The organism is Rhodococcus sp. ABRD24 (assembly GCF_004328705.1).
GTDB lineage: Bacteria > Actinomycetota > Actinomycetes > Mycobacteriales > Mycobacteriaceae > Prescottella.
On record NZ_CP035319.1, the window covers coordinates 3,276,919 to 3,292,674 of the forward strand.

9 protein-coding genes, 2 rRNA genes and 1 riboswitch are annotated in these 15,756 nt (G+C 65.5%); of the genes, 9 read left to right on the top strand and 2 right to left on the bottom strand.

Annotation, left to right across the window (positions count from 1 at the left end; translation table 11 throughout):
* Positions 1 to 204 precede the first annotated feature (204 nt).
* The 6 genes from ERC79_RS14500 to ERC79_RS14520 all read left to right on the top strand — a co-directional run bounded on the left by ERC79_RS14500 (position 205) and on the right by ERC79_RS14520 (position 6,778).
* Positions 205 to 3,333 (top strand): 23S ribosomal RNA (locus tag ERC79_RS14500).
* Between the two features lie 131 nt (positions 3,334 to 3,464).
* Positions 3,465 to 3,581, top strand: a 5S ribosomal RNA gene (gene rrf / locus ERC79_RS14505).
* Positions 3,582 to 3,731: 150 nt separating this feature from the next.
* Complete coding sequence (locus ERC79_RS14510; RefSeq protein ID WP_131579151.1) at positions 3,732 to 4,418, top strand: FCD domain-containing protein; 687 nt, start codon at positions 3,732 to 3,734, stop codon at positions 4,416 to 4,418.
* Complete coding sequence (locus ERC79_RS14515; protein WP_165497132.1) at positions 4,415 to 5,236, top strand: ATP-binding cassette domain-containing protein; 822 nt, start codon at positions 4,415 to 4,417, stop codon at positions 5,234 to 5,236. Before ERC79_RS14510 ends, ERC79_RS14515 begins: the two co-directional genes overlap by 4 nt.
* 50 nt (positions 5,237 to 5,286) lie before the next feature.
* Positions 5,287 to 5,409 (top strand): hypothetical protein, encoded by a 123-nt coding sequence (locus tag ERC79_RS23750; protein ID WP_278249707.1) that lies wholly within the window; start codon positions 5,287 to 5,289, stop codon positions 5,407 to 5,409.
* Positions 5,410 to 5,503: 94 nt separating this feature from the next.
* Positions 5,504 to 6,778 carry an MFS transporter gene (locus tag ERC79_RS14520; protein ID WP_131579152.1) on the top strand — a complete coding sequence of 425 codons (1,275 nt, stop codon included), beginning with the start codon at positions 5,504 to 5,506 and terminating at the stop codon, positions 6,776 to 6,778.
* Here the strand turns inward: ERC79_RS14520 and ERC79_RS14525 are convergent.
* Both ERC79_RS14525 and ERC79_RS14530 read right to left on the bottom strand, forming a co-directional pair.
* Positions 6,764 to 8,113 carry a M1 family metallopeptidase gene (locus ERC79_RS14525; RefSeq protein WP_242676572.1) on the bottom strand — a complete coding sequence of 450 codons (1,350 nt, stop codon included), beginning with the start codon at positions 8,111 to 8,113 and terminating at the stop codon, positions 6,764 to 6,766. The two genes, ERC79_RS14520 and ERC79_RS14525, sit on opposite strands and share 15 nt — an antisense overlap.
* A complete protein-coding gene (locus ERC79_RS14530; RefSeq protein ID WP_131579153.1) occupies positions 8,077 to 12,003 on the bottom strand; it encodes a Pls/PosA family non-ribosomal peptide synthetase in 3,927 nt (1,308 codons plus the stop codon). The genes ERC79_RS14525 and ERC79_RS14530 overlap by 37 nt, the downstream gene beginning before the upstream one ends.
* A 211-nt stretch (positions 12,004 to 12,214) precedes the next feature.
* On the opposite strand from ERC79_RS14530, the gene ERC79_RS14535 reads away from it, so the two are divergent.
* From ERC79_RS14535 to ERC79_RS14545, 3 genes are all read left to right on the top strand, one after another.
* Positions 12,215 to 12,919, top strand: coding sequence for a YciI family protein (locus ERC79_RS14535; RefSeq protein ID WP_131579154.1), 705 nt, complete (start codon positions 12,215 to 12,217; stop codon positions 12,917 to 12,919).
* Between the two features lie 31 nt (positions 12,920 to 12,950).
* Positions 12,951 to 14,180, top strand: a complete 1,230-nt coding sequence (locus ERC79_RS14540) for a sigma-70 family RNA polymerase sigma factor (RefSeq protein ID WP_131579155.1) — start codon at positions 12,951 to 12,953, stop codon at positions 14,178 to 14,180.
* A gap of 61 nt (positions 14,181 to 14,241) precedes the next feature.
* Positions 14,242 to 14,356: riboswitch (SAM riboswitch) on the top strand.
* A gap of 55 nt (positions 14,357 to 14,411) precedes the next feature.
* Positions 14,412 to 15,725: an aminotransferase class V-fold PLP-dependent enzyme gene (locus ERC79_RS14545; protein WP_131579156.1), complete on the top strand. Its 1,314-nt coding sequence runs from the start codon at positions 14,412 to 14,414 to the stop codon at positions 15,723 to 15,725.
* The last annotated feature ends 31 nt before the right edge of the window (positions 15,726 to 15,756 follow it).

Sequence of the window (15,756 nt, forward strand, 5' to 3'; positions counted from 1 at the left end):
TCGGATGGCCATGATGGTTGTTCGGCAGGTGATATATCGGCATACTGTTGGGTCCTGAGAGAACACGTGAGTGTTTCCTCGAAGGAGAGACGATCCTGTTCGGATGTCAGGCAGACCGCACTACTTCGGTGGTGGGCATGGTGCTGGCGGAGTTCGAGTGGGGTGTGTTGTTTGAGAACTGCACAGTGGACGCGAGCATCTTTGTTGTAAGTAATGAAGAGCGTACGGTGGATGCCTTGGCACCAGGAGCCGATGAAGGACGTAGGAGGCTGCGATAAGCCTCGGGGAGCTGTCAACCGAGCTGAGATCCGAGGATGTCCGAATGGGGAAACCCAGCCACAGTGATGTGTGGTTACCCGCGCCTGAATATATAGGGCGTGTGGAGGGAACGTGGGGAAGTGAAACATCTCAGTACCCACAGGAAGAGAAAACAACAGTGATTCCGTGAGTAGTGGCGAGCGAAAGCGGAAGAGGCTAAACCGTGGATGTGTGATAGCCGGCAGGCGTTGCATTCGTGGGGTTGTGGGATTCATTTTGTCGATTCTGCCGAGTCGGCCGACAGTAAGAAATCGTTGTGTTAGTCGAAGTGGTCTGGAACGGCCTGTCGTAGAGGGTGAGAATCCCGTAGACGAAAACATGACGACTGTCGTAGTGGACACCCAAGTAGCAGCGGGCCCGTGAAATCTGCTGTGAATCTGTCGGGACCACCCGATAAGCCTGAATACTCCCTGGTGACCGATAGCGGACTAGTACCGTGAGGGAAAGGTGAAAAGTACCCCGGGAGGGGAGTGAAATAGTACCTGAAACCGTGCGCTTACAATCCGTCAGAGCCTTTGCACCTTCGGGTGGGGGGTGATGGCGTGCCTTTTGAAGAATGAGCCTGCGAGTTAGTGACATGTCGCGAGGTTAACCCGTGTGGGGTAGCCGTAGCGAAAGCGAGTCTGAATAGGGCGTTCGTAGTGGCATGTTCTAGACCCGAAGCGGAGTGATCTACCCATGGCCAGGGTGAAGCGACGGTAAGACGTCGTGGAGGCCCGAACCCACTTAGGTTGAAAACTGAGGGGATGAGTTGTGGGTAGGGGTGAAAGGCCAATCAAACTCCGTGATAGCTGGTTCTCCCCGAAATGCATTTAGGTGCAGCGTCGCGTGTTTCTCACCGGAGGTAGAGCTACTGGATGGTCTAGGGGGCCCACAAGCTTACCGAAATCAGCCAAACTCCGAATGCCGGTGAGTGAGAGCGCGGCAGTGAGACTGCGGGGGATAAGCTTCGTAGTCGAGAGGGAAACAGCCCAGATCGCCAGCTAAGGTCCCTAAGCGTGTACTAAGTGGAAAAGGATGTGGGGTCGCGAAGACAACCAGGAGGTTGGCTTAGAAGCAGCCACCCTTGAAAGAGTGCGTAATAGCTCACTGGTCAAGTGATTCTGCGCCGACAATGTAGCGGGGCTCAAGTACACCACCGAAGCTGCGGCATTCGCATAACACCCATGTTCCCTTGCGGGGGGATGTGCAGTGGTGTGGATGGGTAGGGGAGCGTCGTGTGGCCATGGAAGCGCCGGAGTGATCCAGGTGTGGAGGCCACACGAGTGAGAATGCAGGCATGAGTAGCGAAAGACGAGTGAGAAACTCGTCCGCCGAATGACCAAGGGTTCCTGGGCCAGGTTAATCCGCCCAGGGTGAGTCGGGACCTAAGGCGAGGCCGACAGGCGTAGTCGATGGACAACGGGTTGATATTCCCGTACCCGTGTGAACGCGCCCCTGGTGAATCAGTGATGCTAAGCACCCTGAAGCTATTCGTTGTCCTTCGGGACGGTGGGTGGTGGATGCGTGTGAACCGATCTGGTAGTAGCCAAGCGATGGGGTGACGCAGGAAGGTAGCTGAGCCAGTCAGTGGTAATACTGGTGTAAGCGTGTAGGGCGTGACCTAGGCAAATCCGGGTCGCATACAGCCTGAGACGTGATGCGTAGCCGATTGAGGCGAATTCAGTGATCCTATGCTGCCGAGAAAAGCCTCTAGCGAGCTTTCACACGGCCCGTACCCCAAACCGACACAGGTGGTCAGGTAGAGAATACTAAGGCGATCGAGATAACTGTGGTTAAGGAACTCGGCAAAATGCCCCCGTAACTTCGGGAGAAGGGGGGCCTTCGCTGGTGATCGGACTTGCTCCGTGAGCTGGTGGGGGCCGCAGAGACCAGAGAGAAGCGACTGTTTACTAAAAACACAGGTCCGTGCGAAGTCGTAAGACGATGTATACGGACTGACGCCTGCCCGGTGCTGGAAGGTTAAGAGGACCGGTTAGCCAGTGATGGCGAAGCTGAGAATTTAAGCCCCAGTAAACGGCGGTGGTAACTATAACCATCCTAAGGTAGCGAAATTCCTTGTCGGGTAAGTTCCGACCTGCACGAATGGCGTAACGACTTCTCTGCTGTCTCAACCACAGACTCGGCGAAATTGCATTACGAGTAAAGATGCTCGTTACGCGCGGCAGGACGAAAAGACCCCGGGACCTTCACTATAGCTTGGTATTGGTGTTCGGTTCGGTTTGTGTAGGATAGGTGGGAGACTGTGAAGCGGGCACGCCAGTGTTCGTGGAGTCGTTGTTGAAATACCACTCTGATCGTATTGGATATCTAACCTCGGACCATGATCTGGTTCAGGGACAGTGCCTGGTGGGTAGTTTAACTGGGGCGGTTGCCTCCCAAAATGTAACGGAGGCGCCCAAAGGTTCCCTCAGCCTGGTTGGCAATCAGGTGTCGAGTGCACGTGCACAAGGGAGCTTGACTGTGAGACTGACAAGTCGAGCAGGGACGAAAGTCGGGACTAGTGATCCGGCACCGGCAAGTGGAAGCGGTGTCGCTCAACGGATAAAAGGTACCCCGGGGATAACAGGCTGATCTTCCCCAAGAGTCCATATCGACGGGATGGTTTGGCACCTCGATGTCGGCTCGTCGCATCCTGGGGCTGGAGTAGGTCCCAAGGGTTGGGCTGTTCGCCCATTAAAGCGGCACGCGAGCTGGGTTTAGAACGTCGTGAGACAGTTCGGTCTCTATCCGCCGCGCGCGTTAGAAACTTGAGGAAGGCTGTCCCTAGTACGAGAGGACCGGGACGGACGAACCTCTGGTGTGCCAGTTGTTCCGCCAGGAGCACTGCTGGTTAGCTACGTTCGGAAGGGATAACCGCTGAAAGCATCTAAGCGGGAAGCCTGTTCCAAGATGAGGTTTCTCACCCCTTCGAGGGGGTAAGGCCCCCGGCAGACCACCGGGTTGATAGGCCAGAACTGGAAGTCCGGTAACGGATGGAGGTGACTGGTACTAATAGGCCGAGGACTTACCACAAAGAAGCTACGCGTCCACTGTGCGGTATCTGAAACAACACACAGATATCATTCACCCCCCACATTCCGAAGCCTTCGGGTCGACGGATGGTTCGGGCGGGGAGAGGTGAATGTGTGACAGTTTCATAGAGTTACGGCGGCCATAGCGGAGGGGAAACGCCCGGTCCCATTCCGAACCCGGAAGCTAAGCCCTCCAGCGCCGATGGTACTGCACTCGACAGGGTGTGGGAGAGTAGGACACCGCCGAACACCTTTTCACCGAAGGCCCCCACGGATCACCGTGGGGGCCTTCGGCATTTCTATATCGAGGGCCGTAGCGCACTGCAGCCAGCGCGGTTGAGAGCCCCTCGGACATCAGACGTCTGAGGTCTGTAGACTACTGGTCAGGAGGTGACGTCGATGACAGGAATCACGCTGCGCAGCGGCCCGCTGGTGCCGCAGCTCGAGGAGTTGCTGGCACAGCGCATCCGGACCGGGGAGTGGGCGGTCGGTGATCGCCTGCCGAGCGAGACGGAGCTCGCGGCGGAACTCGGGGTGGGGCGATCGTCCGTGCGGGAGGCGGTGCGCCTGCTAGCGAGGGGCGGCCTGCTCGACGTCCGGCACGGGGTAGGCACCTTCGTCGCTGAATCGGCAGGGGAGCCACTACTCGAGCAGCTACTTCGCCGGTCCCGGGTCCTCGAGGTTCTGGAAGTGCGACGTGCGCTCGAGATGGAGGCCGCGCGCCTGGCTGCGGAGCGGGCTGGGCCCGAGGAACTGGCGGCTGTGCGGCGACAGCTCGCCGAGCGGCATGCACTACATGCGCTGGACCCGAATGCGTTCGTCACTGCCGATCTGGACTTCCATCACGCCGTTGTGGCGCTCGCCGGCAATTCCGTGCTGACGGCCCTGTTCGATTCGGTTCGGCCGGTGTTGCATTCCGCGCTGGTCGACATGGTCGCGAACGAGCCGCGGTTACCGGACACCTCGGGCGCCCATGACGCGCTGATCGATGCCCTGGAGGCGGGCGACAGCGCGGCCGCCGTTGCGGCGACGGCCGCGAACTTGGATCCGATGATTGTCAAGCTCCGAGGAGGAGACCACAAGTGAGTACCCGCGACCACGGTGACGTGGTACTGAGCGCCGAGAATGTCGATCTCGTTCGCGACGGACGGTTGCTGCTCGGTGATGTGAACGTGCAGATCGAGCAGGGCCAGCACTGGGTTTTGCTGGGGGCCAACGGTGCCGGTAAGAGCACGCTGTTGAGCCTGCTCGGCGCGGTTTCGCATCCCTCGCGAGGAGCTGTCCATGTACTCGGTCACCGACTCGGCCGCGTGGACATGCGCGAACTGCGCGCGCACATCGGTCACGTCAATCCACGCCATGTCGTGGAACAGCCGATGACGGTGCGGGACGTCGTGCTGACCGGTCTCACCAACACCCCCGGGTTCGTGCACCGGTGGCAGCCGACCGAGGCGGACCGGGCGCGCGCGGATGAGCTGATCGCGATGATGGGCATGGAACAACGCGCCGAGGCTCGGTGGCCCGTCCTGTCCCAGGGTGAGCGCGGGCGTGCGCTTATTGCTCGTGCGCTGATGCCGGAGCCGCCGGTCCTGCTACTCGACGAACCCGCGACCGGTCTGGACCTGGCGGCGCGAGAGCAACTCCTGACCGCGCTCGACGAGATGCGCGCGCAGCACCCGTCGATGGCCAGCATCCTCGTCACACATCACATCGAGGAGATTCCGACGACCACGACGCACGCGCTGCTGATTCGCGGTGGTCGAGTCACTGCGCAGGGGCCGGCCGAGTCGGTGATCACCACCGAGCGGATCAGTGAGTGCTTCGATCATCGGATCGACATTCTCCGAATCGGTGGCCGGTACTCGGCCCAGTCGCGTTCGCGGCAGGTGGAAGCGATCGCCTGACACGACCCTGGATGCGGTGAGATCGTTCGCAAGGCATATAAATACATGTTGTGTCCACCTTGTACTCGATTGCTGCGCTCGCGTGCCGCGACGTGAAGGATTTCATCCTGACCGGGGAGCGCCTCGAGGCCGAGGGCCGGAAGAGGCCGTATCGGAAACTCGGCGTCGGATGACCGCGCACGCGCTGGCTCGCGACGCGGAGGGTTTCTCCTCGGCCGTCCTCCGTCATCTGCGTGAGGTTCACGCTCAGGGAATCGGGGCGACGCGATGACGGCGGTCGACGACGCCACCACAGGAACGGCGTCCCCATCCCGCGAGCGTGTGCGGGCGTGGGTGCTCGTTGCGTCGGGCATGTTTGCGGTTGCGTGGGGTGGCAACGAGTTCACACCGCTGCTGGTGATGTACCGGCTGGACCACGGCTTCTCGCAGTTGGTGGTCGACACCTTCCTGTTTGCGTACGTGCTCGGCATCGTGCCGGCGCTCCTGATCGGCGGTCCGCTCTCGGACAGGCTGGGGCGGCGTCCGTTGATGTTGCCGGCGCCGTTCGTCGCGGTGGCAGGGTCCCTCATCCTGGCGACCGGAGCCGATTCGGCTGTGTGGTTGATCGCCGGGCGCATCCTGTCCGGTGTGGCGCTCGGGATCGGCATGGCTGTCGGCGGCAGCTGGCTCAAGGAACTCTCCAGCACCGAGCACGATCCGACTGCCCGTGCGGGCGCCGGCGCGCGCCGTGCGGCGATGAGTCTGACGGCCGGATTCGGTATCGGCGCGGGGATTGCAGGGGTGCTCGCGCAGTGGGGCCCATGGCCGAGCGTCTTCCCTTACGCGGTGCATATCGTGATCGCGTTGGCAGCGGGTATCGGGATGTGGAGAGTTCCGGAGACCCGCGCCGCGGTGCCGAAGGCCGAGCGGCGGAAGCTGTCGACCGACTTGAAGATTCCGTCCGCCGGACACCGGCGATTCCTGTACGTCGTGGCCCCGGTCGCGCCGTGGGTGTTCGGTGCGGCCGCGTCGGCCTACGCGGTGATACCGGCGCTCATGACGCCACACAGCGGCGGCGCCCCGATCGCGTTCTCGGCGCTGCTGTGCGTCATCGGGCTCGGAGCCGGGTTCGCAATCCAGGCCGTGGGTCGTCGGATCGACACCCCGTCGAACGCGCGTGCAGTTGCGGTGGCACTCGCGGTGCTGGTCGCGGGCATGGTGCTCGCGGCAGTTGCCTCGAGTGCACTGACGGTGCCGCTCGCGATGATCGCGGCGATGATGCTCGGCTGCGGCTACGGTATGGCGCTGGTGTCGGGACTACAGGAGATCCAGCGCATTGCGGGCCCGGACGACCTGGCCGGTCTTACCGCCGTCTTCTACTCGCTGAGCTACCTCGGATTCGCGGTGCCCGCTGTGATGGCTGCGATCGCCGGGACCGGTTCGGCGATCACCTATCCGATTATGTTCGTCGTGGGCGCCGTCGCGGCTGCGGCCAGCCTGGTACTCGTGATCGTGAAGTGGCGTGCGCACGTACCGGAGGCAACGGCTTCAGAGCGCCGGTAGCGGCTTCTCCGCAAGCCATGCCTCCCACAGCGGGCGCAACGGTCGGTCGGTGAAATACGCCGCCAGATCGGTGAACTGTTCGGTGGAGACCGTCGAATGGCGGTACTTGGCGGTCCACTTCTGCAGCAGTGCGACGAAGGCGTCGTCGCCGATTTGCTGCCGCAGCGCATGCAGGGTGAGGGCTCCACGTTTGTAGATGCGGTCGTCGAACATCAACTTCGGTCCGGGGTCGCCGACCAGGATGTCCTGCGGCTTGGCGGCAAGACCGCGGTGTGCCTGCAGTGCGTGGGTGTGGGCGTCGGGCCCGCCTGAGTGCTCCGACCACAACCACTCGGCGTAACAGGCGAAGCCCTCGTGCAGCCAGATGTCCTTCCACACTCGGAGAGTGAGACTGTTGCCGAACCACTGGTGCGCAAGCTCATGTGCGACGAGACGTTCGGAGCCGCCACTTCCGTCACAATGGTTGGCGCCGAAGATCGACAGACCCTGTGCCTCGATCGGGATCTCGAGCTCATCGCCGGTCACGACCACCGAGTAGTCCTCGAATGGGTACGGGCCGAAGAGCTTCTCGAAGACCTCCATCATCTCGGACTGTCGGGCGAACTCGCGGTCGAACGGCACCCGGAGCTCCTTGGGGTGCAGCGCGTGGATCGGAACCCGGCCGTGGCCCACGCGTCGGCGCTCGTACGGTCCGATCTGGACGGTCGCGAGATAGCTCGCCATCGGTTCTGGCTGCTCGTACACCCAGGTCGTCTGGCTCGCACGGGTCTGCTTGCGGACGAGTGCGCCGTTCGCGACCGCATGGTACGGCGAGTCTGTGGTGATCGAGATCTGGTAACTCGCTTTGGAACTCGGGTGGTCGTCGCACGGAAACCATGACGCGGCGCCGTTGGGTTGGCTCGCGACGAGCGACCCTTCATCCAGCTCTTCCCAACCGACGTCGCCCCACATGCTGACGATCGGCTCGGGGTTGCCGGAATACTGCACGGTGATCGCGAGCAGGCCCCCGGCCGGGATCTTCTGCGCGGGAGTAATCGTGAGCTTGCCGCCGCGGTGTGTGTACTTGGCGCCGCGGCCGCCGTTGACCGATACCTTCGAAACCTGCAATGTCTGTGCGAGATCCAGTGTGAACTTGCTGCGGACGTCGGTGGTGGCCGCGGTGATCGAGGCCTTGCCGGACAGTCGGTTGCTGTGCACCTTGTACGTCAGTTCGAGTTCGTAACGGGAGACCCGGTAGCCGCGGTTACCGTTCTGTGGCAGATACGGGTCGATGGGCTCCTCGTGGAACTTGCCGGGCTTCACGGAGCGCCGCCATCCGTCGCCGACTTGGTCCACGGCGCAATCGGATTGCCCTGCCAGCGGGTGGACGCCGGGACGGTGTCGCCGCGCATCACGAGCGAGGCCGGGCCGACAGTGGCGCCGTCGCCGAGCCCGGCCGCGGGGAGCGCGACGCAATGCGGACCGAGGGTGGCCCCGGCGCCCAAGGTGACGGTGTCCATGGCCATGATCCGATCATGGAACAGGTGAGTCTGCACGACGCACCCCCTCTCGACGGTCGCACCGTCGCCGAGCGTGACCAGGTCGGCCTCCGGCAGCCAATACGTCTCACACCACACGCCGCGGCCGATGGTTGCGCCCAGGCCGCGTAGCCACACGTTGAGGACCGCGGTGCCGGTCGCGGCGCGCGCGAACCAGGGAGCGGCGACGGTCTCGACGAATGCGTCGGATACCTCGTTGCGCCATACGAACGAACTCCACAGGGGATGTTCGACCTTGCGGATGCGTCCGACGACCAGCCATTTCGCGGCCACCGATACCGCGCCCGCAACGGCGCCGGCGATCAGCAGGACCACCCCACCACCGAGCGCTGCGAGCCAGAATCCGCCGACCGAGACCAGCCACGCCAGCGCAAACAGCACGCCGAGGCCGATCCCGAAGGTCACCATCACCGGGATCAGCCGGCACGTCTCGACGACGGCACGGGCGATCTTGAGCCGCAATGGCGGGTGGAAGGTGCGGGAAGCGTCGGACGCGGTCGCTGCGCGGCGCAGTCGCACCGGCGGGCTGCCCAGCCATGACGATCCCGACTTGGCCTTGCTCGGCGCCGCGGACAGCACCGCCACCAGCCCGTTCTTGGGCACCCGCCGGCCCGGTCCGGCCATGCCGGAGTTGCCGAGGAATGCGCGCTTACCGATCTTGGCCGGCTCGATCCGCAGCCAGCCGCCGCCGAGTTCGTAGCTCGCGACCATGGTGTCGTCGGCGAGGAACGCGCCGTCGGCGACGGTGGTGAACTTCGGCAGCACCAATGCGGTAGAGATCTCGGTGTTCTTGCCTACCTTCGCCCCGAGCAGACGCAGCCAGCCGGGTGTCAGAAGACTTGCATACAGCGGGAACAGGAACGTGCGTGCCGAGTCCATGAGCCGCTCGGTGGCCCATACCTGCCAGCCGACGCGGCTGCGTACCGGGTGGTAGCCCTCGGTGAGTCCGATCGACAACAGCCGCACCGCGATCACCGTCAGCGCAGCGAAGACGAACAGGCTCAGCACGGTCGCGACCGGCAGGATCACCAGCGCCTGCATGGCGGCGTCACCGAGGCTGGCGGCGTCGCGGATCCACCAGCCGATGAGCAGGATGCCGGCGGCGAGCCCGAAGATCGGCATCCCCGCCAGGACGACGGACGTGACACCGAAAATCGGCACCCAGTAGGACGCACGCTCAGGCGCGTGATCGGGCCACGGATGTGTTGCCTTGCCCACCTTCACCGCGGGCGAGCCCGCCCAGTGCTGATCGGCCTTGACCTTGCCGAAGACCGCCGATCCCGGCGCGATCTCGGCGCCGCAACCGATCCGGGCACCCGGCAGCAATGTCGACCGCGCGCCGATTGCCGCCCCTGCACCGATCTTGATCTCGCCGATGTGCACGACGTCGCCGTCGATCCAGTGACCGGCGAGGTCGACCTCGGGCTCCACCGAACATCCGTCGCCGAGCTCGAGCATGCCGGTGACGGGCGGCAGGGTGTGCAGGTCGACGCCCTGACCCACCTTTGCTCCGAGGGCGCGGGCGAAGTACAGCATCCACGGGGCACCGGACAGGTTGTCGGCGCCGCTCGCCTCGACCAGACGCAGCGCGATCCACAACCGCAGATGTTCGCCGCCGCCGCGCCGGTAAGTGCCCGGCTTCAGTCCGCGAAGGAGCAGCCGTGCCCCGCCGACTGCGATTGCCATCCGGCCGAGCGGGGTGATGAACAGGACGAACGCGAGTGCTACCCACCACCAGGACAGCGTTGGTGGGTTCCATGCCACGTCGAACCACGACAGCACGTTGCCGGCGATCGCGAGCCAGGTGACCCACTGCAGGCCGGTGAGCGTCGTGAGCGGGACGGTCGCGGCGATCTGTACGAGTCGCGCGCGCCGAGGAGTCGGTTCGACGTGCCGCGGTTCTGCGGTCTCGATGGGGGAGAGCTCGTCGAGGAACCGGGCGAGAGAACCGAGACGAGGGTGGTCGTACAGCTGTGCGACGGTCACTTCGGGGAATCGCGCGCGCAGCGCAGTGACTAGCTGCGCGGCCGAGAGAGAACCGCCGCCCATCTCGAAGAAGTCGTCGTCCAGGCCGGTGATGCCGGCGCCGAGGATCGACGCCCACAGTCCCGCGACCCAGCCGGCGGTGCCATCGAGTTCGACGGATCCGCTGGTGTCCTCCACATTTGTGCCGGGAAGCGGCCACGGCAGGGCGTTCCGGTCGACCTTGCCGGACGTGCGGGTGGGCAGCTCGTCGACCAGTGCGAGTCGCGGTACCAGCGCCGCCGGCAGCTGCGCGGACAGCTGATCCCGCGCCGCCTTGAGATCGAAGTCCGGGTCGGTGCTCGCGAGATAGCCGACGAGGATCGCGGTGCCCGCCGCGGTCTTGCGGACCGCGGCCGCGGCGCCGCTGACGCCGGGCAGGTTCTGCAGCGCGTTGTCCACCTCGCCCAGCTCGATGCGGCGTCCACCCAGCTTCACCTGGTCGTCGGCCCTGCCCTGAAACAGCAGACCGGCGCGATCGAGGCGCACCAGGTCGCCACTGCGGTACGCGCGGTCCCAGCCGAGCGTCGGCATCGGTGCGTATTTTTCTGCGTCTTTCGCGGGATCCAGATAGCGCGCGAGTCCGACACCGCCGATGACGAGCTCACCGACCTCGCCGTCGGCGACCGGCTCGCCGGTGGCGTCGACCACAGCGAGATCCCAGCCGTCGAGCGGCAGCCCGATCCGTACCGGGCCGGTGCCGTCCATGATCGCGCCGCACGCGACGACGGTGGCCTCGGTGGGACCGTACGTGTTCCACACCTCGCGTCCCGGCACCGCGAGCCGCTCGGCGAGATCCGGTGGGCAGGCCTCACCGCCGAAGATCAGCAGTCGCACCGCCTCGAGCGCCTCCGCCGGCCACAGTGCGGCCAGCGTGGGGACGGTGGAGACGACGGTGACGTCGCGAGAGACCAGCCACGGCCCCAGGTCCATCCCGCTGCGTACCAGCGACCGCGGTGCGGGCACCAGCGCGGCGCCGTGCCGCCATGCCAGCCACATCTCCTCGCACGACGCGTCGAAGGCCACCGACAGCCCGGCGAGCACCCGGTCCTCCGGGCCGATCGGGCTGTCCTGCAGGAACATCCGTGCCTCGGCATCGACGAATGCGGCCGCGTTCCGGTGCGTGACCGCGACGCCCTTCGGGGTGCCGGTTGAGCCGGAGGTGAAGATGATCCAGGCATCGTCGCCGGGTGTCGGCGGCCGGACCGCGGGGGCCTGTGCGCGTCGTGGCGCGGTGCCGGGCTGGACACCGTCGGCGGTCAGGATTGCGGCCACTGCGGCCTCACCGAACACCAGTTCGGCGCGTTCCTCGGGATCGTCCGCGTCGACAGGCACGTAGGCCGCGCCCGCCGCAAGCACGGACAGGATCGCGACGTACAGATCACGCGAGCCCGACGGCATGCGCACCCCGACCCGGTCGCCGGCGCCCACGCCGGCGTCGGCGAGCCAGCGGGCCCCGGCCGCGATCTCGTCGAGCAGTTCGCGGTAGGTGAGGGGCGCCGTCCCGTCGTCGATTGCGGTCGCATCGGGGTACGTCTGGGCGGTGGCCGTGAGGATGTCCACGAGCGTGCGCGGAGCGGGCGCCAGTGACGACCGGATGAACTCGCTGGGTATCCGGTGCTGCTGGTGTGGATCCGTCTGGTTCGTTGCTGGCTGGGCAGACAATCCGGGGTGTCCCTCTCTGTGCCTGATGGTGCGGACACCCGGTTATCTCACGGCCAGGTGTCCGGCGGATGAACCGCGTCGTGGCGCATCCGTCCTTCAGGCGGTCGGTTCTTCCTCGATTCTCCACTGAACATGTCGAAATCGGGGCTTCGCGCACGTCGTGTTGACGAAAGCGGGGTAACGGACCCCGCGCCGAAGTAAGGATGAGGGCATGTATTACTTGGCATTGTTGGGTGCCGCCGAGAACGGCCCGGACTCGATTCCGGGCACCGACGAGTACAACGCCTCGATGGAACAGCATCAGGAATTCTGGTCGAAGGCGCAGGAGGCAGTCGCGGGCGGTGGGCTGTACCCGACCGCCGAGGCGGCAACGATCCGGCACTACGGTGGCCGTACGCTGGTCACCGATGGCCCATTTGCCGAGACGACCGAGGTGGTCGGCGGCTACTACGTGTTCGACGCCGCCGATCTCGACGTGGCGCTCGCCCTGGCCCGTCAGCTCCCCGAGGCCTCGACCGGACACGTGGAACTGTGGCCCATGGTCGACTGGTTCTCGAAGGACGAGCCGCAGCGGGACTGGTGGCTGGCGCTCCTGCGTGAGCCGCAGGGCGGCGCGGTGGAACCCGGATCCATGGAGTGGGAGCAGGGAATGATCGAGCACGGCCGGTTCGGTGAACGTGCCGGCGACCGGATGAAGGGCGGCGGCGCGCTGTTCCCACCGTCGTCGGCGACGACGGTACGACTGCGGGACGGTGAACTGCTGCTCACCGATGGGCCGTTCACCGAGTCGGTCGAGATCGCCAACGGCGTGTATGTACTGTCGGCGCCCGACCGGGACTCCGCGATCGCTTTGGCATCGGGGATCCCACTCGGCCCGGACGGGTGCGTCGAGCTCCGGCAGATCGTCGCGGACTGAGCTGATCGATCCGTACGGGCGACGGTTTGAGATGGCATCGGCGACAGTGGATCTGGCGCACGTCTTCCGGGACGAGTGGGGACGTGCGTTGGCCACCGTCGCCCGTATGCTCGGCGATATCGACCTCGCCGAGGATGCTGTGCAAGACGCGTTCGCCGAGGCGCTGCGCAGTTGGCCGTCCGCCGGCCTTCCGCGCAACCCTGGCGCGTGGATCACCACGGTTGCGCGCAACCGGGCGGTCGATCGGCTCCGGCACGAATCGCTGCGCGGAATCCGTGAGACCGACGCGTACCGGTTGCGCCCGGACGGCGAGGTAGTGGAAGTGTTTCCGGTGGCCGACGACCAGCTGCGGATGATCTTCACCTGCTGCCATCCCGCGCTGGCGCCGCAGTCGCAGGTCGCGTTGACGTTGCGGCTGGTCTGTGGGCTCACCACCGCGGAGATCGCGCGTGCCTTTCTCCAGCCCGAACCGACCGTGGGGCAACGGCTCAGTCGCGCCAAGTCGAAGATCCGCCGGGCCGGCATTCCGCTGCGGTTGCCTTCCGCCGAGCTCCTGCCCGAGCGCCTTCCTCAGGTATTGGCGTGCCTGTATCTGGTTTTCACCGAGGGATATTCGTCCACAGCTGGCGATTCATCGGTGCGGGCGGAGCTGTGCGATGAGGCCCTGCGGCTGGGCCGGCTGCTGTGCGAACTGATGCCGGGCGAGGCCGAGGTGTGGGGACTGTCATCGTTGATGTGCCTGCAGGACAGCCGCCGCGACCAGCGGGTCGACGCGGCGGGCGAAGCGGTGTCGCTCGACGAGCAGGACCGCAGTCTCTGGAACCACGCGACGATCTCGGAGGGTATGTCGCACTTGGCGATTGCGGGAAGACTCGGCGGCGGGCGCTACTCGACGGAAGCTTCGATCGCCGCGGCGCACGCTGTCGCCCCCAGTTTCGCGGAAACTGACTGGCCTGCAGTGGTCGCCGGGTACGACAACCTGCTCTCACTCGGTGAATCCCCGGCGCTGATACTCAATCGCGCTGTGGCGGTGGGATTCCGGGACGGACCGGAGGTCGGACTGGCGTCGGTGGAGGAGCTGGGGGATGGGTGCGGAGCGCAACTCGGGCACGCCGTGGCCGCGGTCCGCGCGGACCTGCTTCGGCGCGCCGGACGTGCCTCCGAGGCAGCGGACGAGTACCGGCGTGCCGTGTCGTTGGCCCGCAACGCCGCGTCCCGCCGCTTCCTCGAGCGTCGGCTCGCCGAACTCCACGAGGTGTGACGCCGATCTCGTTGAGGTGCGGGTTGACATGGCGCGGGCCGCTCTGCCATCCTCGTTGCCAGGTCACGAGTACCAGCATCAAGCCCCGGCTAGCTGGTCGGCAACCCTCCAACCGCGGTGGGGTGCTCCGGGTGACGACCAGGCTGTCGCCCAAAAGGGCACGGCAAGCGCGGACTCCGAGGGCGTCATACCTCTCTCGCCGACGGGTCCTTGATTTCGAAGGATGTCGTGATGACTGCTGTATCGGCCCCCACCGCCTGCGCCACTCCGCTCGCTCGCGTTTCGGGTTGTGACCTGCAGGTTCCCCTGGTTCAGGGTGGATCCTGCACCTACGCCAACTTCGACTACGCTGCCAGCGCACCGGCCCTCGCGGCCGTCACCGACCGGGTCCAGGAATTGCTGCCGTTCTACGCCAGCGTGCACCGCGGCGCCGGCTACGCCTCCCGCGTCAGCACCGAGGCCTACGAGAAGGCCCGCGGGTCGGTGGAGCGGTTTGTCGGCGCGGACAGCGATCAGGTGGTCGTGTTCACCCGCAATACCACCGATTCGCTGAATCTCCTCGCGGGCTGCGTGCCCGGTGACACCGTCGTCCTGGACGTCGAGCACCACGCAAACCTGTTGCCGTGGAACAACTGCCGTGTCGTCGAGGCCGCCGACACGGTTGCCGAGACCATCCGCCGCCTCGTCGCAGAGCTGTGTGCCAAGCCTGCTGCGCTGCTCGCTGTCACCGGCGCCTCCAACGTCACCGGCGAGGTGCTGCCCATCGCCGAACTGGCGGAGCTCGCGCATCGCTGTGGCGCCCGCATCCTAGTCGACGGCGCGCAGCTGGCGCCGCACCGTCGGGTGAACCTGGCGGAGCTGGGCGTCGACTACCTGGCCTTCTCCGGGCACAAGTTGTACGCACCGTTCGGCGCGGGCGTGCTCGTCGGCCGCCGCGACTGGCTTGACGAGGCGCAGCCGTACCTCGCCGGCGGTGGCGCGGTACGCGAGGTGACTCTCGACGAGACCTGCTGGGCGCCCGCGCCCGCACGGCACGAGGCCGGAAGCCCCAACGTTCTCGGTGTAGCCGCGCTCGCTGCCGCGTGTGATGCGCTGGCCGCGTTGGACTTCGACCGTGTCGTCGACCACGAGCGCACACTGGCTGCGCGCCTTGCGGACGGCTTGGCCGACATCGATGGTGTGCATCTGCTGCGCCTGTGGTCCGACGCGCCCGACAGCGTCGGCATCGTCACGTTCACGATCGATGGCTTCGAACCGGGCCAGATCGCGGCGTTCCTCTCTGCCGAGCATGGCATCGGCGTGCGGGACGGGCGATTCTGCGCGCACCCACTGCTCGCCCGGATCGGTCACGCGTCCGGCGCCGTGCGCGCGAGTCTCGGCCTCGGGACCGGATCCGACGACGTCGATCGTCTGATCGCCGCCATCCGACAACTGGTCGATGGCGAAGCCTGCTGGAGCTACGGCAAGACCGAGGGGCTGTGGAACCCGCTTCCCGAGACCCGGGGCTTCACTGATCAGGCTTCCGGTGCAGCCGAATGCGTTTGACCGGCGCTGCCGGAATCTGCACGATTCGGAC